Origin of the sequence: Micromonospora sp. WMMD708, assembly GCF_049315245.1 — a bacterium.
Taxonomy (GTDB): domain Bacteria; phylum Actinomycetota; class Actinomycetes; order Mycobacteriales; family Micromonosporaceae; genus Micromonospora; species Micromonospora wenchangensis.
On sequence record NZ_CP186060.1, the window covers coordinates 99891 to 123007 of the forward strand.

22 protein-coding genes are annotated in these 23117 nt (G+C 72.4%); 10 read left to right on the forward strand and 12 right to left on the reverse strand.

From position 1 onward, the window contains the following. The first annotated feature begins 79 nt into the window (after positions 1-79). From ACN260_RS00425 to ACN260_RS00440, 4 genes are all read left to right on the forward strand, one after another. The gene (locus ACN260_RS00425; protein WP_088643793.1) at positions 80-1087 is read left to right on the forward strand and encodes an ABC transporter permease; all 1008 of its coding nucleotides are present in this window, start codon (positions 80-82) and stop codon (positions 1085-1087) included. Continuing rightward, on the forward strand, positions 1084-2166 hold the full coding sequence (locus ACN260_RS00430) for an ABC transporter permease (RefSeq protein WP_281902199.1): 1083 nt from the start codon (positions 1084-1086) through the stop codon (positions 2164-2166). The genes ACN260_RS00425 and ACN260_RS00430 overlap by 4 nt, the downstream gene beginning before the upstream one ends. Positions 2167-2272: 106 nt before the next feature. After that, positions 2273-3259, forward strand: coding sequence for an ABC transporter ATP-binding protein (locus ACN260_RS00435; protein ID WP_204957384.1), 987 nt, complete (start codon positions 2273-2275; stop codon positions 3257-3259). 92 nt (positions 3260-3351) lie between these two features. Beyond that, a complete protein-coding gene (locus ACN260_RS00440; RefSeq protein ID WP_422756576.1) occupies positions 3352-4428 on the forward strand; it encodes an ABC transporter ATP-binding protein in 1077 nt (358 codons plus the stop codon). Positions 4429-4493: 65 nt separating this feature from the next. Here ACN260_RS00440 and ACN260_RS00445 read toward each other — a convergent pair whose 3' ends face one another. Next, positions 4494-4922 carry a hypothetical protein gene (locus ACN260_RS00445; protein ID WP_422754253.1) on the reverse strand — a complete coding sequence of 143 codons (429 nt, stop codon included), beginning with the start codon at positions 4920-4922 and terminating at the stop codon, positions 4494-4496. Continuing rightward, positions 4904-5563 carry an HNH endonuclease family protein gene (locus tag ACN260_RS00450; protein WP_422754254.1) on the reverse strand — a complete coding sequence of 220 codons (660 nt, stop codon included), beginning with the start codon at positions 5561-5563 and terminating at the stop codon, positions 4904-4906. The genes ACN260_RS00445 and ACN260_RS00450 overlap by 19 nt, the downstream gene beginning before the upstream one ends. Positions 5564-5671: 108 nt before the next feature. Between ACN260_RS00450 and ACN260_RS00455 the strand changes: the two genes are divergently transcribed. Further along, positions 5672-7135, forward strand: coding sequence for an MFS transporter (locus ACN260_RS00455; protein WP_422754255.1), 1464 nt, complete (start codon positions 5672-5674; stop codon positions 7133-7135). Positions 7136-7198: 63 nt separating this feature from the next. Here ACN260_RS00455 and leuA read toward each other — a convergent pair whose 3' ends face one another. From leuA to ACN260_RS00470, 3 genes are all read right to left on the reverse strand, one after another. Continuing rightward, entirely contained in the window at positions 7199-8953 is a 1755-nt protein-coding gene (gene leuA / locus ACN260_RS00460) for a 2-isopropylmalate synthase (protein ID WP_422754256.1), read from the reverse strand. A 310-nt stretch (positions 8954-9263) separates the two neighbouring features. After that, the gene (locus ACN260_RS00465; protein WP_422754257.1) at positions 9264-9794 is read right to left on the reverse strand and encodes a nitroreductase family protein; all 531 of its coding nucleotides are present in this window, start codon (positions 9792-9794) and stop codon (positions 9264-9266) included. 85 nt (positions 9795-9879) lie between these two features. After that, positions 9880-10701, reverse strand: a complete 822-nt coding sequence (locus ACN260_RS00470) for a hypothetical protein (protein WP_422754258.1) — start codon at positions 10699-10701, stop codon at positions 9880-9882. Between the two features lie 245 nt (positions 10702-10946). Here ACN260_RS00470 and ACN260_RS00475 point away from each other — a divergent pair, with 245 nt between their 5' ends. Next, entirely contained in the window at positions 10947-12212 is a 1266-nt protein-coding gene (locus tag ACN260_RS00475; protein WP_088643814.1) for an aspartate kinase, read from the forward strand. Between the two features lie 5 nt (positions 12213-12217). After that, positions 12218-13279: an aspartate-semialdehyde dehydrogenase gene (locus ACN260_RS00480; RefSeq protein ID WP_422754259.1), complete on the forward strand. Its 1062-nt coding sequence runs from the start codon at positions 12218-12220 to the stop codon at positions 13277-13279. A gap of 129 nt (positions 13280-13408) precedes the next feature. Here the strand turns inward: ACN260_RS00480 and ACN260_RS00485 are convergent, their stop codons facing one another. Next, positions 13409-14830 (reverse strand): diguanylate cyclase, encoded by a 1422-nt coding sequence (locus tag ACN260_RS00485; protein ID WP_422754260.1) that lies wholly within the window; start codon positions 14828-14830, stop codon positions 13409-13411. 174 nt (positions 14831-15004) lie between these two features. Here ACN260_RS00485 and ACN260_RS00490 point away from each other — a divergent pair, with 174 nt between their 5' ends. The 3 genes from ACN260_RS00490 to ACN260_RS00500 all read left to right on the forward strand — a co-directional run bounded on the left by ACN260_RS00490 (position 15005) and on the right by ACN260_RS00500 (position 16966). Then, positions 15005-15688, forward strand: a complete 684-nt coding sequence (locus ACN260_RS00490; protein WP_422754261.1) for a histone deacetylase — start codon at positions 15005-15007, stop codon at positions 15686-15688. A gap of 142 nt (positions 15689-15830) precedes the next feature. Beyond that, positions 15831-16289: a lamin tail domain-containing protein gene (locus ACN260_RS00495; protein ID WP_363650421.1), complete on the forward strand. Its 459-nt coding sequence runs from the start codon at positions 15831-15833 to the stop codon at positions 16287-16289. Between the two features lie 200 nt (positions 16290-16489). After that, on the forward strand, positions 16490-16966 hold the full coding sequence (locus ACN260_RS00500; protein ID WP_422754262.1) for a hypothetical protein: 477 nt from the start codon (positions 16490-16492) through the stop codon (positions 16964-16966). A 75-nt stretch (positions 16967-17041) separates the two neighbouring features. Here ACN260_RS00500 and ACN260_RS00505 read toward each other — a convergent pair whose 3' ends face one another. The 6 genes from ACN260_RS00505 to ACN260_RS00530 form a co-directional block, all read right to left on the reverse strand. Next, a complete protein-coding gene (locus ACN260_RS00505) occupies positions 17042-18949 on the reverse strand; it encodes a hypothetical protein (protein WP_422754263.1) in 1908 nt (635 codons plus the stop codon). A 157-nt stretch (positions 18950-19106) separates the two neighbouring features. Then, entirely contained in the window at positions 19107-20213 is a 1107-nt protein-coding gene (locus ACN260_RS00510) for a calcium:proton antiporter (protein ID WP_422754264.1), read from the reverse strand. 67 nt (positions 20214-20280) lie between these two features. Then, on the reverse strand, positions 20281-20961 hold the full coding sequence (locus tag ACN260_RS00515; protein WP_422754265.1) for a M23 family metallopeptidase: 681 nt from the start codon (positions 20959-20961) through the stop codon (positions 20281-20283). A gap of 378 nt (positions 20962-21339) precedes the next feature. Then, the gene (locus ACN260_RS00520; protein ID WP_421489907.1) at positions 21340-21579 is read right to left on the reverse strand and encodes a hypothetical protein; all 240 of its coding nucleotides are present in this window, start codon (positions 21577-21579) and stop codon (positions 21340-21342) included. Positions 21580-21582: 3 nt separating this feature from the next. After that, entirely contained in the window at positions 21583-22785 is a 1203-nt protein-coding gene (locus tag ACN260_RS00525; RefSeq protein WP_422754266.1) for a helix-turn-helix domain-containing protein, read from the reverse strand. Then, entirely contained in the window at positions 22772-22936 is a 165-nt protein-coding gene (locus ACN260_RS00530) for a hypothetical protein (RefSeq protein ID WP_421489909.1), read from the reverse strand. The genes ACN260_RS00525 and ACN260_RS00530 overlap by 14 nt, the downstream gene beginning before the upstream one ends. Positions 22937-23117: the final 181 nt, after the last annotated feature.

Genomic DNA, 23117 nt, shown 5'->3' on the forward strand with positions numbered 1-23117 from the left:
AGGCGTGCATCGGCCCGGGTCGGGAGCAAGTGCCGGCCCGGGCCGATGCCGCGAACATCGAGAGTCTGGTGTGTGAGAGATGTTGCGAGTCATAGTCCGCCGCCTGCTCCAACTGGTGGTGACGCTGATAGCGCTGTCGGCGCTGATCTTCGTCTGGTTGCGGAACCTGCCCGGCGGCCCGGTCGAGGCGCTGCTCGGCGAGCGGGCCACCCCGGAACGACGGGCGCTGCTGATCAAGGCGCTCGGCTACGACCAGCCGATCCTCGTGCAGTACGGCAAGTTCATGCAGCGGGTCCTCACCGGGGACCTGGGCAACTCGATCCGGACCGGTGACCCGGTCACCGACGTCATCGCCCGCGCCTTCCCGGCCACCATCGAACTGGCCATCGCCGCCATGATCATCGCGGTGGGGCTGGGGGTGCCGCTGGGCTATCTCGCCGCCCGCTACCGGGGCCGACTCCTCGACAACCTGACGATCGCCGGCACCCTGCTCGGCATCTCGATCCCCATCTTCTTCCTGGGCTACCTGCTCAAGGACGTGCTCACCCAGGACATCCACTGGTTCCCGCCGTCCGGGCGGATCAGCACCGGGATGGACAACACCTCGGTGACCGGGTTCTACGTCCTGGACGGACTGCTCACCCGGGAGTTCGACGCCAGCGCCGACGCGCTCTGGCACCTGATCCTGCCGGCGGTCACGCTGGCCACGATCCCGCTGGCGGTGATCGTCCGGATCACCCGGGCCAGCGTGCTCGACGTGCTCAACGAGGACTACGTACGGACCGCCGAGGCGAAGGGCCTGCGACACCGCACCATCCGGGGCCGGCACATCCTGCGCAACGCCCTGCTGCCGGTGGTCACCACCATCGGCCTGCAGACGGGCGCGCTGCTCTCCGGCGCGGTGCTCACCGAGAAGGTCTACAACTGGGGCGGGCTCGGCACCCTGATCACCGACTCGATCAGCGGCGGCCGGGACTACCCGGTACTCCAGGCGATCATCCTGCTCGCCGCGCTGGTCTTCGTGCTGGTCAACCTGCTGGTCGACCTCTCCTACGCCTTCATCGACCCGAGGGTGCGTGTGCGATGACCGACCCGACCACCCGCCCCGGCGTGGGCAAGCCACGCACCGGCGACACCCCCACCGACCAGCCCGCCGGGAACCCGACCGAGGACCGCCCCGCCGGGCCGGCCGGCGAGACCCCGGAGCAGCGGCGGGAGCGCAGCATCGGTCGGCTCGGCGACCGCAAGCGGGCCCGGCTCGACGAGTTGGCGCGGGCCACCGCCGACCCGGGCGGGGTCAGCCTCTACCGGGACGCGCTGCGCCGGCTGCGCCGTAACCCGGTGGCCATCGTCGGGGCCGTCATCGTCGGGTTGTTCGTGCTGGTGGCGCTCTTCGCCCCGCTGATCGCCCCGCACGACCCGGTGCAGCGCTTCGACGAGCTGACCCGGGACCTGACCGTGGACAGCATCCCCGGGGCCACCGCCGGGCACCCGTTCGGTTCGGACCCGCTCGGCCGGGACTTCCTCTCCCGGATGATCCACGGCAGCCGGCAGACCCTCTTCGTCGGCGTGCTCGCCACCCTGATCGGCCTCACCCTGGGTGTGCTGCTCGGCGCGATCGCCGGTGCCTTCGGCGGCTGGGTCGACGTGGTGCTGATGCGCCTCACCGACGTGATGCTGGCGCTGCCCAGCCTGCTGCTGGCGATCACCCTGGTCGCGATGGCCAGCCGGTCGAGCCAGTGGACGGTGATCTTCGCGGTGGCGATCGTCAGCGTGCCGATCTTCGCCCGGCTGCTGCGCGGCTCGATGCTGGCCCAGCGGGAGAGCGACCACGTCCTCGCCGCGCGGGCGTTGGGCGTCAAGGAACGCAACATCGTCCTGCGGCACATGCTGCCCAACTCGCTGACCGCGGTGATCGTGCAGGCCACGCTGACCTTCGCGGTGTCGATCCTGGACGCGGCGGCGCTGTCCTTCCTCGGCCTCGGCGACCCGGACATCAACCGGGCGGAGTGGGGGCTGATGCTCGGCGTCGACGGCCAGCGCTACTTCGAGGTCCGCCCCGAGCTGGCCTACTATCCGGCGCTCGCGATCATCGTGGTCGCGCTCGGCTTCACCCTGCTCGGTGAGGCGATGCGCGAGGCGATCGACCCGAAGAACCGGCGGTGACGGCCGTGCGGCGGGCCGGCGCGACCGGCCCCGGGCCGGGCGGGAGCCGGGCGGACCGGCGACCGCAGCCGGGAGCGAACGACCAGCACAGTGAGGATGTGACCCGATGAGCCTGCTCGACGTACGCGATCTGAGCGTGGTGTTCCAACGCCGGGGCGAGCGGCCGTTCACGGCGGTCGACCAGGTCAGCTTCACGGTGGAGCCGGGGCAGACGGTCGGCCTGGTCGGCGAGTCCGGCTGCGGCAAGAGCGTGACCAGCCTGGCGGTCATGGGGCTGCTGCCGAAGCGCGGCAACCGGGTCACCGGCGAGGTGCTGTTCGAGGGCACCGACCTGCTCAAGCTGCGCCCGGACGACCTGCGGGACCGCCGCGGCCGGGACATCGGCATGATCTTCCAGGACCCGCTGTCCTCGCTGAACCCGGTCGTCCCGATCGGGGTGCAGGTCGCCGAGGTGCTGGAGCGGCACCGGGGGATGGACCGCCGCAAGGCGCTGCGGGAGGCCCGGGAACTGCTCGACGCGGTGGGCATCCCCGACCCGGACCGTCGGCTGACGGAGTTCCCGCACCAGATCTCCGGCGGTATGCGCCAGCGTGCCCTGATCGCCATCGCGCTGGCCTGCAAGCCCCGGCTGCTCATCGCCGACGAGCCGACCACCGCGCTGGACGTCACCATCCAGGCGCAGATCCTCACCCTGCTCAAGCAGCTGGTCGACGAGACCGGCACCGCGCTCATCATGATCACTCACGATCTCGGGGTGGTGGCCGGCCTCTGTGACACGGTCAACGTGCTCTACGGCGGCAAGGTGGTGGAGCGGGCCGCCCGGCACGAGCTGTTCGCCAGGCCCCGACACCCGTACACGCACGGGTTGCTCAACTCGGTGCCCCGGCTCGACTCGGTGCGGGGCGAACGGCTGCACGCGATCCGTGGCTCGGTGGCCGACAACATCCCGTGGGTCGAGGGCTGCGCCTTCGCGCCCCGCTGCGACAACGTGGTGGACGCCTGCCTGGACGGCCCGCCACCGTTGGAGCCCACCGCCACCGGCGGCGACCTGCGGTGCAACAACCCCGTTTCGGAGGAGGTGGCGGTGCCGTGACCGAACGGACCGGAAACACGGATGGTGCCGCGACGGACGACGCCGCGACCGGGCAGGCCGGGGCGGGGGGTGCGGCGGAACAGGGGCGGCCGCTGATCGAGCTGCGCGACGTCAAGGTGCACTTCCCGATCAAGAGCGGGCTGCTCTTCGACCGTACCGTCGGCTACGTCTACGCGGTCGACGGTGTCTCCCTGTCGATCAACGCGGGTGAGACGTACGGGCTGGTGGGCGAGTCGGGGTGCGGCAAGTCGACGCTCGGCCGGGGCCTGCTGCGGCTGGTCGAACCGACCGACGGCGAGATCGTCTTCGACGGCACCGACGTACGCGCGCTCAAGGGCGAGTCGATGCGCAGGGCCCGCCGCCGGATGCAGATGATCTTCCAGGACCCGCTCTCCAGCCTGGACCCCCGGCAGTCGGTGGAGTCGCTGCTGGTGGAGGGGCTCAAGGCGCACGGCCTCGCCGACGACAGGGAGGCGACGAACCGGCGGCTGCGGGACACCCTGAAGGCGGTCGGCCTGCCCGCCTCGGCGTTGAGCAGGTATCCGCACGAGTTCTCCGGCGGGCAGCGCCAGCGCATCGGCATCGCCCGTGCGCTGGTGCTCGACCCGGACCTGATCGTCGCCGACGAACCCGTCTCCGCCCTGGATGTGTCGATCCAGGCTCAGGTGCTCAACCTGTTGGAGGACCTCCAGAACGAGCGCGGGCTGACGTACCTGATCATCGCGCACGACCTGGCGGTGGTCCGGCACATCGCCGACACCGTCGGGGTGATGTACCTGGGCGGGCTGGTGGAGGAGGCTTCCAGCGACGACCTCTACCGGGAGCCGATGCACCCGTACACGAAGGCGTTGATGTCGGCGGTGCCGGTGCCGGACCCGCTGGTCGAGGACCGGCGGGAGCGCATCCTGCTCGCCGGTGACCTGCCGTCGCCCACCAACCCGCCGGCCGGCTGCCGGTTCCACACCCGGTGCCCGTGGGCGCAGCCGACCCGCTGCGCCGACGAGCGGCCGGCGCTGCGCGAGGTCGTCGGCGGCCACCGGGTCGCCTGCCACTTCGCCGAGGAGATCGCCGCCGGGCGGCTGCGCCCGCACGAGGTGGAGCCCGAGTTGGTCCGGCCGGACGAGGGCGGGGCCCCGGGCGACCCCGGTGAGCTGATCCCCACCCCGTGAGCAGTAGGACAGGGCCCCTTCCCGGTCACCGGGAAGGGGCCCTGTCCGTGGGTGCGGCGGGCGGCTCAGCCCTCGGGGCGGTGCAGCAGGGCGAGCGCGACGGTGTGCACGGCGTCGAGGTCGGCCGGGTCGGCGAGCTTGGCCGTCCCGCCGGTCACCGCGTACCACTCGTCGGCGTCCTTGTACTGCACGGTGAGCGCGACCTGCCCGTCGGCGTACCGGGACTTCAGGGTCAGCTCGCCGGTCACCACGCCCACCTCGTCGGTCATCACCCCGCCGGGGCCGGCGACCAGGTCGGCGGTCAGCTCGCGGGGCCCGCCGGTGCCGCCCGCGTCGGCGGTCATCCCCGCGCCCGGCACCGCGGCCGGGGCGGCGGTTCGCCCGTCGGCGGTCATCCCGGCGGTGGCCGCCCCCGGGCCCTCCTGCGATCGGTCGGCCGGTGTCCCGGCCGGGTCGGCGTCGGCACCGGCCGGTGTCAGCGCTTGCTCGCCCATGTGCAGCCCCCCAACATGTCGGTGATGGCGGCCTTCTCGGCGCTGGTCACCGTCAACTTCCAGTGGTGCTTGACCTCTACCCAGTGTTCCGCGTACGTGCACCAGTAGGCGCGGTTCGGCGGTTTCCACTGCGACGGGTCCTGGTCACCCTTGGACCGGTTGGAACTGGCGGAGACCGCGAAGAGCTGCGGTCGGGTCAGGTCGTTGGCGAAGTCGCCGCGCTTGGTGTCGTCCCACTCGTCGGCCCCGGAACGCCACGCGTTGGCCAGCGGCACCATGTGGTCGATGTCCACGTCGGAGGGGTCGGTGAAGGTCCGCCCGTCGTAGACGCTCTCCCACCGCCCGCCGACCACGTTGCAGCCGGAGAGCCGGATGTCCTTGCCGTCGCGCTGGAGCACACTGTCCCGCACGTCGCAGTTCTTGCCGGTGTCCCGCCAGTGCGGGAACCGGTTGCGGCTGTAGCCCTTCATCGAACCGGCCTCGGCGACGGTCAGCTCCGAGAGCTGCTCACCGACGTTGCCGGAGCTGCCAGGTGGCGCCTCCGGCTCCTCCACCGAGACGTCACACCCACCCGCGCCGAGGGCGAGCAGCGCGGCAAGGGCCGCCGCCACCGCCGCGCGGCCTCCTGATCTGGTACGCACAGACGACACCTTTCCAGCTTGCGGGCTTCCGGCGATCCCGCACAGTACCCAAGGCGCGGTTTCCGCGTTTCGTGGCGTCTCCGGTCGAGGGCGTGCAGATTGGTACCCATGACGGCACCCGCTCACGCGCTCCGTATCCGTACCACGGCCGGGCGGGGGACACTGCTCGCCGCGATCCTCGCCTCGGGCATGGTGTTCCTGGACAGCACCGTGGTCAACGTGGCGCTTCCCCGGCTGGGCGCCGACCTCGACGCGACCGTCGCGGGCCTACAGTGGACGGTCAACGGGTACGCGCTGATGCTGGCCGCGTTCGTCCTGCTCGGTGGGTCGCTGGGGGACCGGTTCGGCAGGCGGCGGATCTTCCTGATCGGGGTGGTCTGGTTCGCGGTCGCCTCCGTCCTGTGCGGCCTCGCCCAGGACACCAGCCAGCTGATCGCGGCCCGGTTCCTCCAGGGCGCGGGCGGGGCGCTGCTCACCCCCGGGTCGCTGTCGGTGCTCCAGGCGAGCTTCCACCCGGACGACCGGGGCCGGGCGATCGGCACCTGGTCGGGGCTGTCCGGGGTGTCCACCGCGCTCGGACCGTTCGTCGGCGGGTGGCTGATCGACGCGCTCTCCTGGCGGTGGATCTTCTTCATCAACCTGCCGCTCGCGGCCGGGGTGCTGCTGGCGGCGGTGCGCTGGGTGCCGGAGAGCCGGGACGAGAACGCCTCCCGCACCGCCGGCCGACGGTTCGACATCGCCGGGGCGCTGCTCGGCGCGCTGGCCCTGGGTGGGCTCACCTACGCCCTGATCGACGCCCCGGTACGCGGCCCCCGCTCCTGGTCGGTGCTGCTCGCCGCCGCGGTGGGCGTCCTCGCCGCGGTCTGCTTCGTGCTGCTGGAACGGCACCGGGGCGAGGGGGCGATGCTGCCCACCACGATCTTCGGCAGCCGGCTCTTCTCGGTGCTGAACGTGTTCACCGTGCTGGTCTACGCCGCGCTGAGCGGGTTCACCTTCTTCCTGTCCGTCTACCTCCAGAACGTCGTCGGCTGGTCGGCGCTGCGCACCGGGTTGGCCACCGTGCCGATGACCGTGCTGTTGCTGCTCGGCTCGGCACGGGCCGGGGCGCTGTCGGCACGGATCGGCCCCCGACCGCTGCTGACCGTCGGCCCGGTCGTCGCCGCCGGTGGTCTGCTGCTGTTGCGTCGGGTCGGGCCGGGTGCGTCGTACTGGTTCGACGTGCTACCCGGGGTGCTGCTGTTCGGCGTCGGCCTGACCCTGGTGGTGGCGCCGCTGACCGCGTCGGTGCTGGCCGCCGTGGCGGACCGGTTCGCCGGGGTGGCCAGCGGCTTCAACAACGCCGCGTCGCGTACCGGCGGCCTGCTCGCGGTGGCCGCGCTGCCGCTACTGGTCGGCCTGTCCGGCACCGGCTACGAGCAGACCGCCGCCCTGACCGACGCGTTCCGGGGCGCGATGACCTGGTGCGCCGGGCTGCTGCTCGGCGGCGCGCTGCTGGCCGGCCTGCTGGTGCACCGCCCGGCGTCCCCCGACGGCGCGCCGGACCGGGCCGCGCGCCCGGCCACGGGCGGGTGACGGCCCTGCCGAATGGCGACGGGGCCCTGACGGCACACGCCAGGGCCCCATGCTCGTCCGGGATCAGTGCCGGATGCGGTTGGCGGCGCTGGTGACGGCCTTGATGGAGGCGGTGACGATGTTGGGGTCGGTGCCGACGCCCCACACGGTCTGGCCGTTGATGTCGCACTCCACGTAGGCGGCGGCCTGGGCGTCGCCACCCGAGGACAGGGCGTGCTCGTGGTAGTCCAGCACGCGTACGGCCACACCCACCGACTGGAGCGCGTTGACGTACGCGTCGATGGGGCCGTTGCCGACTGCGGTGAGCGTGCGCGCCGCGCCGTCGACGACCACCTGGGCCTCGATCTCGACCTTGCCGTCGACGGTGCCGATCGTGTAGCCGGTCAGGTTGACGGCCGGGTCGACCTGGTGGTCGAGCAGGTAGTTGCGGGCGAAGATTTGCCACATGGTGCCCGGCTCGACCTCGCCGCCGTCGTGGTCGGTGACCTGCTGCACGACGCCCGAGAACTCGATCTGGAGCCGGCGCGGCAGGTCCAGTTGGTGCTCGGTCTTCATGATGTACGCGACGCCGCCCTTGCCGGACTGCGAGTTGACCCGGATGACCGCCTCGTAGGTGCGGCCCAGGTCCTTCGGGTCGATCGGCAGGTAGGGCACCGCCCAGGTGAACTCGTCGATCGGCACCCCGGCCGCCTCGGCGTCGCGGGTCAGCGCGTCGAAGCCCTTCTTGATGGCGTCCTGGTGGGAGCCGGAGAAGGCGGTGTAGACCAGGTCGCCGGCGTACGGGTGGCGCTCGTGCACGGGGAGCTGGTTGCAGTACTCGACGGCCCGCTTGACCTCGTCGATGTTCGAGAAGTCGATCATCGGGTCGATGCCCTGGGAGAACAGGTTCAGCCCCAGCGTCACCAGGTCGACGTTGCCGGTGCGCTCGCCGTTGCCGAACAGGCAGCCCTCGATCCGGTCCGCGCCGGCCAGCAGGCCCAGTTCGGCGGCGGCGACCCCGGTGCCCCGGTCGTTGTGCGGGTGCAGGCTGAGCACCAGGCTGTCCCGGCGGGGCAGGTGCCGGTGCATCCACTCGATCGAGTCGGCGTACACGTTCGGCGTGGCCATCTCGACGGTGGCCGGCAGGTTGATGATCAGCTTGCGGTCCGGGGTGGGGTCGATCACCTCGATGACCTTGCCGCACACCTCCACCGCGTACTCCAGCTCCGTGCCGGTGTACGACTCGGGCGAGTACTCGTAGTAGATGTCGGTGTCCGGGGTGTGGATCTCGGCGTACTTGCGGCACAGCCGGGCGCCCTGGGTGGCGATGTCGGTGATGCCGTCGCGGTCCAGCCCGAAGACCACCCGCCGCTGGAGCGTGGAGGTCGAGTTGTAGAAGTGCACGATGGCCCGCCGCGCGCCGCGCAGCGACTCGAACGTCCGCTCGATCAGGTGCTCCCGGCACTGGGTGAGCACCTGGATGGTCACGTCGTCGGGGATCAGGTCCTGCTCGATGAGCTGCCGGACGAAGTCGAAGTCGGTCTGGCTGGCCGACGGGAAGCCGACCTCGATCTCCTTGTAGCCCATCTGCACCAGCAGCTGGAACATCCGCCGCTTGCGCTCCGGCGACATCGGGTCGATCAGGGCCTGGTTGCCGTCGCGCAGGTCGACCGCGCACCAGCGGGGGGCGGCCTCGACGTGCCGGGTCGGCCAGGTGCGGTCCGGCAGGTCGATCCGGAACTGCTTGTGGTACGGCTGGTAGCGCTGGTACGGCATCCGGCTGGGACGTTGCCGGGCGATCTGATCGGCGTCGGCGTCGGTGGTGACAGGTTGAGCCATGACGGAGTGCTCCCGTGGGTCAGGTGGCGTCAGCATTGCGAAGGTGTCGGCGGATGTCGGGCGGCGATGCCCGGACGGTTGCCGAGATGGAGTTCGGATCTGCTGGACGGCGCGGTTCGACTCCGCGACGGGGTGCCGGCCGGTCAGGCCCCGTCGCGGCGACCAAGGAGAAGGTACGCCCGCCACATGACAGAGTGACCCTACGTGATGAGCCGGGGGGTGCAAAGGTGGGTCCGGACTCTGAGACCGGAATCGCACCCGCCCGGGGCCGCCGTCCCGGGGCCCGCCGTCACCGTCGAGGGTGGGAGCGTCAGCCGAGCAGCAGGGCGTGGACCGGGTGCCGGCGGCGCAGCGCGGTCTCCCGGCGTAGCAGGTCCCCGGGCAGGGCGGACGGGTCGCCGAGCGGGCCCACGGCGGTCACCACCAGGGGGCGTACCCCGGTGGCCAGGTCCAGGTCGGCGGCGAGCGCGGCCCGGTCGAAGTCGCGGATCTGTCGTACGTGCAGACCGAGGGCGGTGGCCTGGACGCTCAGGTGGGCGACCGACTGGCCCAGGTCGTACGCGCACCGCTCCGGGTCGCCCGCGACGTGTGCGCCCAGCAGCAGCGCGGCGGCGTGCCGGGCCCAGCGCTGGTCGGCCCCGGTGAGGCTGACCAGGATGCGTTTCCAGGTCTCGTCGTCGCGGTGGCCGAGGGCGAACCGCCACGGCTGGGCGTTGCCGGCCGACGGGGCCCAGCGGGCCGCCTCCAGCAGGGACGCCGCCTCGTCGCCGGTCAGTTCGGCCGCCGGGTGGAACGCCCAGGGGCTCCAGCGGAAGGCGAGCAGCGGGGTGAGGTGAGCCATGCGAAGAGAATCCCGTATGGGTTATTTGGTGGATTAGCCCGCTATGGCAAATGTGGTCAAGGCCACCCGTAACCCCCCGAACAGGTCAGGACGTTTCCGGGCTCGGGTCCGCCGCCGACGAACCCGAATCCCGGCCGAGTGGCTCTCCGGGCACCACCGGCCCGGCCAGCGGCACCGTGTCGGGCGCGGGGCCGGGCGGCCCGGCCAGGGTCAACGTGCCCAGCGCCGCCCGGACGAAGGTGGGCGTCCCGTCCGGCTGGTAGCAGTAGATGCCCACGTCCAGCGGCGGGTGCAGCGAGGCGGCGGTGCTCTCCACCGCGTAGCAGGTCCCCGGCACCCCGGGGGGCGTGGTCGCGGTGGAGACCGACAGCGCGGCACGCCGGTCGGTGAGCACCTCCAGCCAGTCGGTGAACGGGTGCTGCACCCGGGGGTCCAGCCGGTGCGGCACCGTGTCGTCCCGGTCGCCAAGCCGTACGCAGCTCGCCGGCTCGGGGCGACCGGCCGAGGGCAGGCCGCACTGGAACAGCCCGTCCCGGGTGGCGGCGAGCGCGACGTCGGCCGTCCCGCCGAGCGCGCCCCCCGGCACGTCCACCCGCCAACTGCCGTCGTTCGCGCTGGTCACGGTGATCTCCCGGGTCGGGTCGCCGGTGCCGGTCAGGGTGTACCGGGCGGTCAGGTGCCGGTCCCGGGCGGCGGCGGCCAGCGCGGCCAGATCGTCGCGGGCGCTGTCGACCGCGGCGGGCGGCGGATCGGACGGCGACCCGGTCGGCGGGGCGTCCGGCCCGTCCGAGGCGCAACCGGCCAGCAGCACCAGCACCGGCAGCACCGGCAGCACCGAGCGGACCGGCCACCCCCGGCGGCCGGGCGGTTCCGGGGACGGCGGGATCGGGTGGGGATGGGCATGCACCGGGTCATTCTGCGCCCGACGACCGTCCCGGACGCCCCCGCCCGCACCGGTGACGGGCCCGGCGTGTCAGGTCGCGTCGCCCGCCCGGACCCCGCTGGGTGGCGGTGGCCTGCGCCGGATGGTGGGATCACCCGACCCGCACTCGCGTACCGCCCGATACCCTGGGGTGGTCTGACACGCGCCGCCGGACTTCAGCCGGCGGCGTCGGCACGCTCAGGGTCGTCGCTGGGAGGGAGTGCGCCGTCGTGGCACTCGTGGTGCAGAAGTACGGCGGGTCCTCCGTCGCCAACGCCGAGCGGATCAAGCGGGTGGCCGAGCGCATCGTCGCCGCCCGCAAGGCCGGCGACGACGTGGTGGTGGTGGTCTCCGCGATGGGCGACACCACCGACGAGCTGCTCGACCTGGCCAACCAGGTCAGCCCCCTGCCGCCGGGCCGTGAGCTGGACATGCTGCTCACCGCCGGGGAGCGGATCTCGATGGCGCTGCTGGCCATGGCGATCCACAACCTGGGGTACGAGGCACGCTCGTTCACCGGCTCGCAGGCCGGCGTGATCACCACCTCGGCGCACGGCCGGGCGCGGATCATCGACGTCACCCCCGGGCGGCTCAAGGGCGCGCTCGACGAGGGCGCGGTGGTGATCGTGGCCGGCTTCCAGGGCGTCTCGCAGGACACCAAGGACGTCACCACGCTGGGCCGGGGCGGCTCGGACACCACCGCCGTGGCGCTCGCCGCCGCGTTGCACGCCGACGTCTGCGAGATCTACACCGACGTCGACGGCATCTTCACCGCCGACCCCCGGATCGTGCCCAACGCCCGGCACATCCAGCACATCACCTACGAGGAGATGCTGGAGCTGGCCGCCTGCGGCGCCAAGGTGCTGCACCTGCGCAGCGTGGAGTACGCGCGCCGGGCGGGCTTGCCGATCCACGTCCGTTCGTCATACTCGACCAACACCGGCACCATGGTCACCGGATCGATGGAGGACCTTCCCGTGGAACAGGCACTGATCACCGGGGTTGCCCACGACCGCAGCGAGGCGAAGATCACGATCGTGGGGGTGCCCGACGAGCCGGGTGCCGCCGCCAGCATCTTCGACACCGTGGCCGGTGCCGAGATCAACATCGACATGATCGTGCAGAACGTCTCCACCGAGGGCACCGGGCGCACCGACATCTCGTTCACCCTGCCCAAGGCCGACGGGCCGACCGCGATGGCCGCGCTCAGCAAGATCCAGGAGCCGGTCAAGTTCAAGGGCCTGCTCTACGACGACCACGTCGGCAAGGTGTCGCTGATCGGTGCCGGCATGCGTTCGCACCCCGGCGTCGCGGCCGGTTTCTTCGCCGCCCTCGGCGCGGCCGGTGTCAACATCGAGATGATCTCCACCTCCGAGATCCGGGTCTCCGTGGTCTGCCGGGACACCGACCTCGACCGGGCGGTACGCGCCATCCACGACCAGTTCGAGTTGGGCGGCGACTCCGAAGCCGTGGTGTACGCGGGAACCGGGCGGTAGCCCCGATGGGACCGCAGCCCACCCTGGCCGTGGTCGGGGCGACGGGGGCTGTCGGCACCACGCTGTGTGACCTGCTCTCCTCCCGACGCAACGTCTGGGGCGAGATCAGGTTGGTCGCCTCGGCCCGTTCGCTCGGGCGGCAGGTGCGCTGCCGGGGCGAGGAGTTGACCGTCGGTGCGCTCACCCCCGAGGTGTTCGACGGGGTCGACGTGGCGGTCTTCGACGTGCCCGACGAGGTGTCGGCGCACTGGGCACCCGTCGCCGTCGAGCGGGGCGCGGTGGTCGTCGACAACTCGGCCGCGTTCCGCATGGACCGCGACGTCCCGCTGGTGGTGCCCGAGATCAACCCTGAGCAGGTGCACCACCGGCCCCGGGGGATCATCGCCAACGCCAGCTGCACCACCCTGACCATGATCATGGCGATCGCCCCGCTGCACCGCGAGTACGGCCTGCGGGAGCTGGTGCTCGCGTCGTACCAGGCGGTGTCCGGGGTGGGGCAGGCCGGGGTGGACGCCCTGCACCTGCAACTCGGCAAGATCGCCGGGGACCGGGTGCTCGGCTCCCGACCCGGCGACGTGCGGCAGGCGGTCGGCGACGAGCTGGGCCCGTTCCCCGCGCCGCTGGCGTTGAACGTGGTGCCGTGGGCGGGGTCGCCGGCCGGGCAGGGCTGGTCGTCGGAGGAGATGACGGTCCGCAACGAGTCCCGCAAGATCCTCGGCCTGCCTGACCTCAAGGTCTCCGCCACCTGCGTACGGGTGCCGGTGGTGACCGGCCACTCGGTCGCGGTGCACGCCGTCTTCGCCACCGAGGTCGACGCTGAGGGGGCCCGGGAGGCGCTGCGCAACGCCCCCGGCGTGATCCTGGTCGACGACCCGGAAGCCGGGGAGTTTCCGATGCCCATCGACGCGGTCGGCACCGACCCGGCCTGGGTCGGCCGGATCCGTCGGGCCGTCGACGACCCGCGCGCCCTCGACCTCTTCGTCACCGGCGACAACCTGCGCAAGGGCGCCGCCCTCAACACCGCCCAGATCGCCGAACTAGTCGTCAACCCCCGCCCCCGCCCCTGACCCCCACCCACCCCACCCCAACCCTGTGTCGATCAAGGAGTTGTGGTGCTCGCAAACGGCGTGGACCAGGGCGAAAAGCCCACCACAAGTCCATGATCGACACGGGGTTGGTGACGGGGTGGGGCGGGGTCAGGGGGTGGAGAGTTGCACCCGGTCCCGGCCCCGGTGCTTGGCCGCGTAGAGGGCCTGGTCGGCGCGGTGCAGGGTGCGGTCGGCCGGTTCGCCGGGCAGCGGTAGCGCCACGCCCACGCTGATCGTGCGGCCGGTGCGCCGGGCGGCCTCGGTGAGCCGTTCGGCGATGCGGACCGCCTCGTCGGCGTGGGCCACCTCGATCACCGCGACGAACTCGTCGCCGCCGGTGCGGTACAGCTCGTCGCCGTGCCGCAGCGCCGCCTCCAGGGCGCGGGCCAGCCCCACCAGCAACCGGTCCCCGGCCTGGTGGCCGTACGTGTCGTTGACGCTCTTGAAACCGTCCACGTCGATGGCGAGCAGCGCGGTACGCCCGGGGGTGGCCGCCGCGATCCGCCGCCCGAACGTGCCGGTGTGCCGCAGCCCGGTCAGCGGGTCGAGGCTGGCCTGCTCCCGCAACTGCGCCAGGGTACGCAGCCGCTCCAGGGCCGCCCAGGCCTGCCCGGCGAGCAGTTCCATCAGGTTGACCGTGGTCGGGTCGGGGCGCAGCAGCCGCTCGTCGGCGACCAGCAGCACCCCGCCGTCGTCGGGTGGGCCGACCGGCACCGACACCAGGGTGCGTACCCCGGCCCGGGCCAGCGCCAGGTGCTCCTCGGTGGGCGGGCAACCCGTCTCACCCAGGGTGTACGCCGCGCCGTACCGGTGGGCCCGCGCGACGAGCCGGTCGAGTTGCGTGGTCGAGGCGTCGGCCAGCGCGGCCCGGACCCGCGCCTCCCACTCGGTGGGCACGGTGGCGGGTGCGCCGACGCGGGGGCCGTGCCGACCGGCGAGCACCAGCACGGCGGTGGAGAGGGTGGAGACCTCCCGGGCGGCGGTGAGCGCGGCGGTCAGCAGGTCCCAGTCGGTGGGGGCGGCGGTCATCGCGGTGGCGTGCCGGAGCAGTTTCTCGCTGCGGCTCTCGGCGGGCGGCCCGCCCAGCGCCGCGATCCGGGCACCGAGCCGCTCGGCGAGCCGGTCGGCGGTCTCCCGCCACGGCGCGAGGTCCACCGGCCCGCTCCACTGGAGGTCGAGCACGCCGATCGGCCGGCCCTGCGGGTCCCGCACCGGTACGCAGATCTCGGCCGTGACGTCGGGGCGTAGCGGCAGGTAGTCCGGGTCGGCGGTGACGTCCCCGACGGTGGCCCCCACGCCGGAGGCGTACACCCGGCCGACGATGCCCGACTTCGGCGGGACGGCGGAGAAGACCTGCCAGGCCCCGGTGGCGGCGATGCAGCGCAGCCGGTCGTGCACCTGGAGGAGGACGGAGATCGTGGCGGGGGCGTACCGGGCGAGCGCGGTCACCGTCCACCGGCAGGCCTCGGCGGCGGTCGACGCCATCGACAGGCGGACCGTGACGTCCCGGACGACTCGCTCGTGATCCACGTTCTTCCAGGTGGGAAAGGGCCCGGCGGGTGCCGGGGCTGCGATCAAGCGTACTCAGCGGTGCGTAGTCGGCCGTATCAAGATCACATCGTTCGTACACATGTTTCATCCACAGGGTGTGGACAGGGCCTGTGGAGCGCTAGCGTGGGGACCCCGGCGCGGTGAGGGGGCGGGATGGAACTGCTCTGGTACGTCGCCTACGGGTCGAACCTGCACGCCGCCCGGCTCGGCTGGTACCTCTCCGGCGGCCGGCCGCCCGGCGGGCTGCGGACGTACCCCGGCTGCCGGGACTGCCGACCGCCGCGCCTGACGCTGCCGGTGCTGATCCCCGGCGGCATCTACTTCGCCGGCGAGTCCCGGGCCTGGACGGGCGGGATGGCCTTCTACGATCCGACGCTGCCCGGCGTCGCGGCGGCCCGGGGCTACCTGCTCACCCGGGCGCAGTTCGCCGACCTCGCCGCCCAGGAGATGTACCGGCCCCCCGGCGACGATCTGCCCGCGCTCGACGCGGCGGTGGCCGACGGCCGGGCCACCCTCGGCCCGGGACGCTACGAGACGCTGCTGCGGGTCGGCACCCGCGACGGGCTGCCGATGCTCACCTTCACCGCGCCCTGGCGGGCCACCGACGTGGCGTGGACCCCACCCGCCCCGGTCTACCTGCGGATGATCGCCGAAGGGCTGCGGGAGGCGCACGGCTGGACGCCGGCCGGGACTGTCGACTACCTGGCCGACCGTCCCGGGGTGGCCGGGCACTGGACCCGACCCCGACTGGTCGACCTGATCCGCCCGCCGGACGAGTGCGGATCGGTGGAAGGGACGCCGTCGCCTGACGATCGCGCCACCCATGATCACCATTAGGGTCCCGCTGCCGGGACTGGCGGACCGGATCGGCGACGCGGCGCGTTTCCGGTCCACAGTCGCCGGCCCGCGTCGATAACCTCGGCCCACTTTCCGTGACCGGTCCCCGTGGACGCCGGTCCGTGAACCTGTGGGGGTACGCGTGAAGCACACCAGACTCGTCGGATTCGCCGTGGCGCTCGCCGTCGCCGTCGGCGGCCCGCTCACCGTCGCCGGGCCGGCCCAGGCCGCCACCCCGGCCGTCGAGATCACCAAGGTCTACTACAACTCCCCGGGCAGCGACACCCGCTCCAACACCAGCCTCAACGCCGAGTACGTCAAGCTGACCAACCGGCGCAGCTCCACGATCAACCTGAAGTCCTGGACGCTGCGCGACAAGTCCAAGCACGTCTACACGTTCTCCGGCGACGTCCGCCTCGCCAAGGGCGCCAGCGTCTACATCCACACCGGCAAGGGCAAGAACACCTCCACCCACCGGTACTGGGGCTCCGGGAACTACATCTGGAACAACACCGGCGACACCGCCTACCTGCGCAACTCCGCCGGCACCGGGATCGACTCCTGCTCGTGGGGGAGCAAGGGCAGCTACACGTACTGCTGAGCACCGCTCGGACCCGCGGTGACCGGAGCGTTGAGGGGCGTACTCCGGCCATCGTCCGACCGTCCCGGGAAGGGCGGCCGGCGACTTCTCGCACCGGGAGTCGCGGCCGGTCCCGGGGCGGTCGACCCGTTTGCGCCCGTGCCGACCCGGCCCCGGTGTCCGGCCGGGGCCGGGTCGGTCGGCTCTGCCATGCTGGGCCGGTGACGGTGACCTGGCGACACCTGCCCGCCCCGGCCCGCGAGATCGCGGTGGCCGCCACCGCAGCGGTCGAGGCCGCCCAGGCCCGCGACAGCGCGGCGTACGACGACGCGGTGCCCCGGCTCGCCGGTGCCGACCGCGCCGGGCTGGTCCTCGGCGGGGTGGTCCGGCTCCTGCTGGAGCAGGCGCACCCCGACGGGCTCGACAGCGACGACGTACGGCAGGTGCTGGAACGCTGCGTCCGCGCAGCCGCGACCTGGCGACCCGACGTCGACCCGCACGTGGTCCTCGTGCTGCTGGCCGGGGCGCTCGGCGTCTACGACCCGGGTGACGACGACACCCCGCCCGACCCGGCCGCCGTCGCCGCCCACGCCCCGCTGCTGGTGGTCGACCTGCTCGCGGTGACCGGGGTCCCGTTCGCCGGATGCCTGGAGGCGGCGTTCGCCGAGGTCGCCCGCACCGAACGCCACGACGACTGACGACGCCCCACCCGCGACGGCGGCGGGGAGGACACCGGTCGCCCGGTGGCCTCCCCGCCGTCGCGGCCCCGCCGGTCAGGAGGTGGCGGCCACCTGGAACGAGTACCAGTTCGCGTAGTCGTGGACCGTGCCGTCGGCCCGGACCGCGTACACGGTCAGGGTGACCCAGCCGGCGGTCTCCGGCGTCCAGGTCACCGTCGCCCGGCCGGCGGAGTCGGCGGCCACCTCGGTCGGCCCACCGTCGCCGCCGAACGAGTACCGGTAGGCGGCGGTGTCGGTCCAGCCGGGCGGCGGGGAGAAGGTGAAGGTGCCGGCGACCCCCACACCGCCTGACGGTTCGCCGCTGTCGGGGTAGACGTCGGACCGCACCCCCGGCCACGGCAGGAAGTACGCCTGCCAGGTCGCCTCGGGTGAGACGAACCCGTTCCCGCTGTGGCTGCGCACCCGCACGGTGTGCCCGTCGGGGTTGTTCGCGACGAAGCTGAAGTACGCGGTGCCGTCCTCCTCCGCCTGCCGGGTCTCCGGCTGGGCGTTGTCGAGCACGATCTCGTACTCCTGCACACCGGTGACCCCGCTGGCCGGGACGAACTTCAACAGCACCTCCTGGCCCCACTGCGGCGTCCCGCTCTCCACCCGGATCTCGGGGGTGGACGACGGCACGAAGGTGCGGTAGACGGTCTCGGCGGAGACGTTCCCGGCCGCGTCGATCGAGCGGACCGTCAGCCGCTGCGGCCCGGAACCGATCGGGTTGAGGGTGATCGTCGCCGAGCCGCCGGGCGTGGCCGCCCGGACGGTGCCCGGGTTGCTGAACGGGTCCTTGCAGACCAGTTGCCCGTACTCGCCGCTGTATTCGCAGACGCCGGCCGCGCCGAGACCATTCCAGGAGTACTGGAAGCCGGCCACGTCCTTGTCGCCCATGCCGGAGAAGGTGAAGACCGCCGGTTCGCCGGCCGGGGCCCGCTGCCCGGTGTCGTCGGCCGGGTAGTTCGACGAGCTGACCGCCGGGGCGGTCGGGGCGGTGCCGTCGTAGGTGAAGAAGCACTTCTTCGACCAGGCGGAGGTGTCCGTGCCGTCACCGACGCGGGCCTGCCAGCCGTACGACTTCCCGTCGACCAGGGCACCGTCGGGCACGGTGCCGCTGGCGACCCGCCCGAACGTGCCACGGTCCGAGCTGAACTCGGTGCGCTGCTCCGGTTGGCCGGTCGGCCAGATCGCGAAATCCGTCCGGGGGGAGTCCCACTCGTCGGCGTCGGTGCCCCGGGCCTGGAGCAGGCCGGCGAACCCGCCGATCCGGGGGTACGGCTTCAGCTGGGTGCAGAGGAAACCACCGTTGTAGAGGTGTTCGCTGTCGACCTTCGGCAGCGAGTTGTAGCTGACGCTGAGCTGTACGTTCTTGTACCAGTACAGCTCCCGGCCGTACGACGGGTCGGCCTCGTGCTCCTCCGGTACCCGGATCTCGAAGGTGACCCGGCGCTGCTTGTGGGCCACCGCGTCCTGCACCGCCGCGCCGACGTCGAAGGCGAGGGACCGGGGGCAGTACGTCGAGCTCCCCTCCTCGTCCAGCTTGACCAGGGGTTCGGGCTGCTTGTTCCAGGTGGGAGTGGCACCCACCGGCTTCGTACGCCAGATCTCGACGGCCCGTTTGGTGCAGTCGGCGGCACTGTGCTCCTGGACGAAGACCTTGCCGTCGTAGATCTTCTTCCCCTCGTACCGGGACAGGTCGAAGGTGGCGTAGACGCGGGCGGTATGGGTCTTGCCGGCGGCGTCGACCCGGGTGCCGAGCGGCAGGTTGGTGTCCCCGTCGGCCTGGTAGGCCGTCTTCGGCGTGGCCGAGTCGACCCAGCCGACCTGCACGGATGGTGGGCTGTCGGAGTGCGGTGCCGCCGACGCGACACCGGCGGTGGTGGCGACGGCGAGCCCGGTGACGCCGAGCGTCAACGCGAGCGCGCCGGTGAGGCCACGACGTGGCCGGAATGTGAGCACAGTGGATCGTCCTCCCCGTGTGCCGTCCGGGCACCCGCCCGGGACAGTTACTGGCATCAAACCGTCGCGGTGCGACACCGGCAACCACCTTTCGGCCGGTGCCGGCCGGGTTGTGTGGCCTTCGTTCGGCGGTGGCCGGTGCGGGATCGGCGGCGGGTCAGGGGCTGGCGGCGAGGAAGACGAACGCGGCGAGCAGCACCAGGTGCACCCCACCCTGCAGGACGGTGGCCCGGCCCGGCACCACCGTCAGCACCCCGGTGACGACGGTCAACGCCAGCAGGGTCAGCTGGGTGCCGCCGAGGCCGAGCAGCAGCGGCCCGTCCAGCCAGATCGAGGCGAGCGCGATCGCCGGGATGGTCAGGCCGATGCTCGCCATCGCCGAGCCGAGCGCCAGGTTGAGGCTGATCTGCACCCGGTCCCGGCGGGCGGCGCGGGCGGCGGCCAGGGTCTCCGGCAGCAGCACGAGCAGCGCGATGACCACCCCGACGAAGGACTGCGGCAGGTTCGCCGCCGCGACCCCGGCCTCGATGGTCGGCGAGACGGTCTTCGCGTCACCCACCACGGCGACGAGGGCGACCAGGAGCAGCACCAGACTCGTCACCGCGGTACGCGTCGACGGCGGGTCGGCGTGCCCGTCGCCGTCGGCGTCGGGCACGCTGCCGTCGCTGGTCACCGGCAGGAAGTAGTCCCGGTGCCGGCCGGTCTGCACCATCACGAACAGCCCGTAGAGCGCCAGCGACGCCACGGCGGCGAAGGCGAGCTGGGCGGGGGAGAACTCGGGGCCGGTCTTGCTGGTGGTGAACGTCGGCACCACCAGGCTCAGGGTGGCGAGGGTCGCCACGGTGGCCAGCGCCCCACCGGTGCCCTCCGGGTTGAACACGGCCACCCGCCGCCGGAGCGCGCCGAGTAGCAGCGAGAGCCCGAGGATGCCGTTACAGGTGATCATCACGGCGGCGAAGACGGTGTCCCGGGCCAACGCCTGGGTCTTGTCGCCGCCACTGATCATCAGGGTGACGATCAGGGCGACCTCGATGACGGTGACCGCCACCGCGAGCACCAGCGACCCGTACGGCTCACCGACCTTGTGGGCGACCACCTCGGCGTGGTGCACGGCCGCCAGCACCGCCCCGGCCAGCAGGAGGGCCACCACCGCCACCGCCAGGCCCGGCAGTTTCCGGTTCCAGGTGACGAGCAGCAGCAGCACCGCCAGGACGGGTACCACGATCGTCCAGTCGGACATCCGGGGGCGGCGCAGCGCGGGCATGACGTACACCTTGCCAGGAAAACCGGGTCGTCGCGCCGCGCCCGGCGGCGGACGCCACCGCGCGGGATCACCGCCCCGGCTCGACCACCGCCGCCTCACCCGGGACGCCCCGGTCGACCTCGACCGGCGGGTCACCCGGCCGCCGCCACGACCGGTAGTGCCGGAAGGCCATCGGCACACCCCGGGCGGCGTACGGGTCGGCGGCGTCCATCACCTGTATGTGCAGGTGCGGCTGGGTGGAGTTCCCCGAATTGCCGCAGCCGGCCAGCTCCTGCCCGACGTCGACCTCGTCGCCCACCGCCACCCGGACCGAACCGGCGCGCAGGTGGGCGAGCAGGACGTACCCTCGGTGCCCGGCCGGCTCGACGATCACGTGGTTGCCGGCGACGGCGCCCGCGCCCCGGCGGACCCGGGCCGCCTGGGTCAGCGCGTAGGACAGCAGCGTCGTCGGCGACCGGCGGGCCTCGTGGTCGGCCTCCCCGTCGTGTACCGCCACCACCCGGCCGGCGGCGGGGGCGAGGATCGGCCGTCCGAAGGCGAGGAACCGCTGCGGCGGCTCGGTCGACAGCACCGTCCGCCAGTCCCGGACGGTCGCCGTCCGTCGCCCCCGCACCGCCACGAAATCCATCGCGTACGTGGTGGCGAAGAGGTCGGTGCCGTGGCTGGGCACCCGCCGGGCGGGGCTGTTGCGCACCAGCCAGGTGCCCCGGAACGGCAGGGCGAGCACGACCGGATCGGGGATCGACATCGGGCTCCTTCCCGGTCTCCCGGCCACCGACTCTAGGACCGCCGCGCTCGTCTCCTACTCCCCGCCCCACGCTGGCGCGTCGTGGTCGACCCGGAGGGACGGTCTTCGGGTGAGGGCTCCATGCCCCTCAGGCATATTTATGCCTGACAGTCATATCGGCTCGTGGGTGATCGGTGCTGCCCCGTTCGGGTGGTCGGCCTGTGGCGGTACCACGGACGCGCCCGGTTGATGATTCTGAGTGTCAGCTATGCAGTATCGGGCCAGGTGAGACGGTGTCTCACCTGGCCCGATCTCCTCGGTCGGGGTGGCCGGATTCGAACCGACGACCTCTTCGTCCCGAACTGCCGGCACGCCGGTCGGATCGGGTGTCATCCGAGGTCATCCGGCCTGCTGGGGTTCGTCCGGGTCGGGTGTGGTCGGCTCGGTTGCTGTACTTCGCTGCTGTACTTCTTCCGCCGAGCGCAGGACGTTGCGGGCGGCGGTCGCCACCGGGCAGCCTGCGGTCCGGCAGACCGGACAGCGGCCGTCGGGTCCGGGCTGGTGATCGCGGAGGACGGCACGGGCGGTGAGGATCAGCCGGTTGCGGATCTGCGCCAGGGACAGGTGAGGACCGGTCACCGTTCAACCCGTTCCGAGCATGTCGACGAGTTGGGTGACCGTTGCCGGGGCGTCGGGGTCGCGGGCGACCTGGGCGAGGATGTCCCGGCCGGCTGGTCGGTGGCGAATCTCGGCCGGTGCGGTCCGGTGGGCCTCCATCAGGACCCGGCCGGCATTGACCGGGTCGTCGACCTGGAGGTAGGCGCGGGCAACGTCGATCAGGTACGCGGCACGGTGTTCGGCGGGCAGCCACCGCCAGCCATCCCGCACGGTCACCTTCTCGTGCCAGGCCACGGCCGCCTCCGCGTCGCCCAACTCCACGGCTGCGGTGATCCGGGCCAGCTCCACCGCCGTTGGCCCGAACCCGGTCCGGTGATGGTCGTGACCGTCTCCTACCTGCGCCGCCATCTCCGCAGCCTCGTCGACCAGCTCGACGGCGGTGCCGTCGTCCCCGGCGCAGGCAGCGGCCAAGGCGGCCTGTACCAGCAGGGTCCCGCACAGAGACAGCTCGGCCGGGGGGCCGCACTCGATCACGGGTGGGGCGATCCGGTACGCGGCGGTCAGCATCACCGACTTCGCCACCCGCGCCCGTCCCGAGCCGCGCAACACCTGACCGAGCTGCACCGCAGCGGCCGCCACCAACACCCGGTCACCGGTGGCGACGGTCATCGCCCGGTCGACCGCCAACCACGCCACGTCGAAGACACCGAGCTTCACCAGCAGCGACGCCGTCACCCGGTACGCCTCCACCAGCGGCAGCCGCCCCGCACGGGGATCGTGGGCGTGGGTGCGCTGCGCGTCGGCCACCAGCTCCGGTACCAGGTCGATCACCTGTGGGTAGCGGGCGTGCTGGAAGGCCGTCCACACGTGCGCGGTCTCCCGCGTCAGCCTCTCGGCTGTCAGTACAGGTCGGCGGACGTTCGGGCGCGCCAAAGCGATCTCGTACGTCGTCAGGGCCGCGCGGATCCGTTCCACACCCTCGGCGCGTTCGGTCACCCCGGCCGGCTCTGCGTGCCGGCCGAGCAACACCCCCGGTTCGATCCGCAGGACGGCGGCGATGTCCTGGAGCGTCGACACCTTGTCCAGCGACCGGACACCCCGCTCGACCTTGTCCACCCAACTCTTCGACTTACCCAGCCGATCGGCCAACACCTGCTGGGAGAGCTTCCGCCGTCCCCGCCAGTACGCCACCCGACGACCGACCGGCAACAGGTCAACGCTGTCCACGACGCCACCGGCGATCCGGCAATGCCCGATCCGTCTCCTCGGCCGGTATCCGGTCCGCCTCGGCCTGCGCGAGGATCCGCTGCCGAGCCGCTTCCCGTTCCGCCTGCTGGATCTGCTCGCCCCTGGACTGGTCCGGAACGTCGCCGCTCATTCCCGCCTCCACCGTTAGAGGGGGCGCGGCGACACTGCTCTCGGGGGGACCGACGCCGCCGCGCCCGGCTAGCGACGTGACCAAGCCCGGTCGTCGCACCGGCCGCGCTGACCACGTCTGGTGTCTACTCTTGTGATCCCACGACTACGCTCGGAAGTGGCTCGATGCTTTCAGGACCTTT

What these genes read in the sequence shown, in the direction of transcription:
- ACN260_RS00425 (WP_088643793.1), top strand. Translation starts at nt 80, where the DNA reads ATGTTGCGAGTCATAGTCCGCCGCCTGCTCCAACTGGTGGTGACGCTG.
- ACN260_RS00430 (WP_281902199.1), top strand. Translation starts at nt 1,084, where the DNA reads ATGACCGACCCGACCACCCGCCCCGGCGTGGGCAAGCCACGCACCGGC.
- ACN260_RS00435 (WP_204957384.1), top strand. Translation starts at nt 2,273, where the DNA reads ATGAGCCTGCTCGACGTACGCGATCTGAGCGTGGTGTTCCAACGCCGG.
- ACN260_RS00445 (WP_422754253.1), bottom strand. Translation starts at nt 4,922, where the DNA reads ATGGGCGAGCAAGCGCTGACACCGGCCGGTGCCGACGCCGACCCGGCC.
- ACN260_RS00455 (WP_422754255.1), top strand. Translation starts at nt 5,672, where the DNA reads ATGACGGCACCCGCTCACGCGCTCCGTATCCGTACCACGGCCGGGCGG.
- leuA (WP_422754256.1), bottom strand. Translation starts at nt 8,953, where the DNA reads ATGGCTCAACCTGTCACCACCGACGCCGACGCCGATCAGATCGCCCGG.
- ACN260_RS00465 (WP_422754257.1), bottom strand. Translation starts at nt 9,794, where the DNA reads ATGGCTCACCTCACCCCGCTGCTCGCCTTCCGCTGGAGCCCCTGGGCG.
- ACN260_RS00480 (WP_422754259.1), top strand. Translation starts at nt 12,218, where the DNA reads ATGGGACCGCAGCCCACCCTGGCCGTGGTCGGGGCGACGGGGGCTGTC.
- ACN260_RS00490 (WP_422754261.1), top strand. Translation starts at nt 15,005, where the DNA reads ATGGAACTGCTCTGGTACGTCGCCTACGGGTCGAACCTGCACGCCGCC.
- ACN260_RS00510 (WP_422754264.1), bottom strand. Translation starts at nt 20,213, where the DNA reads ATGCCCGCGCTGCGCCGCCCCCGGATGTCCGACTGGACGATCGTGGTA.
- ACN260_RS00515 (WP_422754265.1), bottom strand. Translation starts at nt 20,961, where the DNA reads ATGTCGATCCCCGATCCGGTCGTGCTCGCCCTGCCGTTCCGGGGCACC.
- ACN260_RS00530 (WP_421489909.1), bottom strand. Translation starts at nt 22,936, where the DNA reads ATGAGCGGCGACGTTCCGGACCAGTCCAGGGGCGAGCAGATCCAGCAG.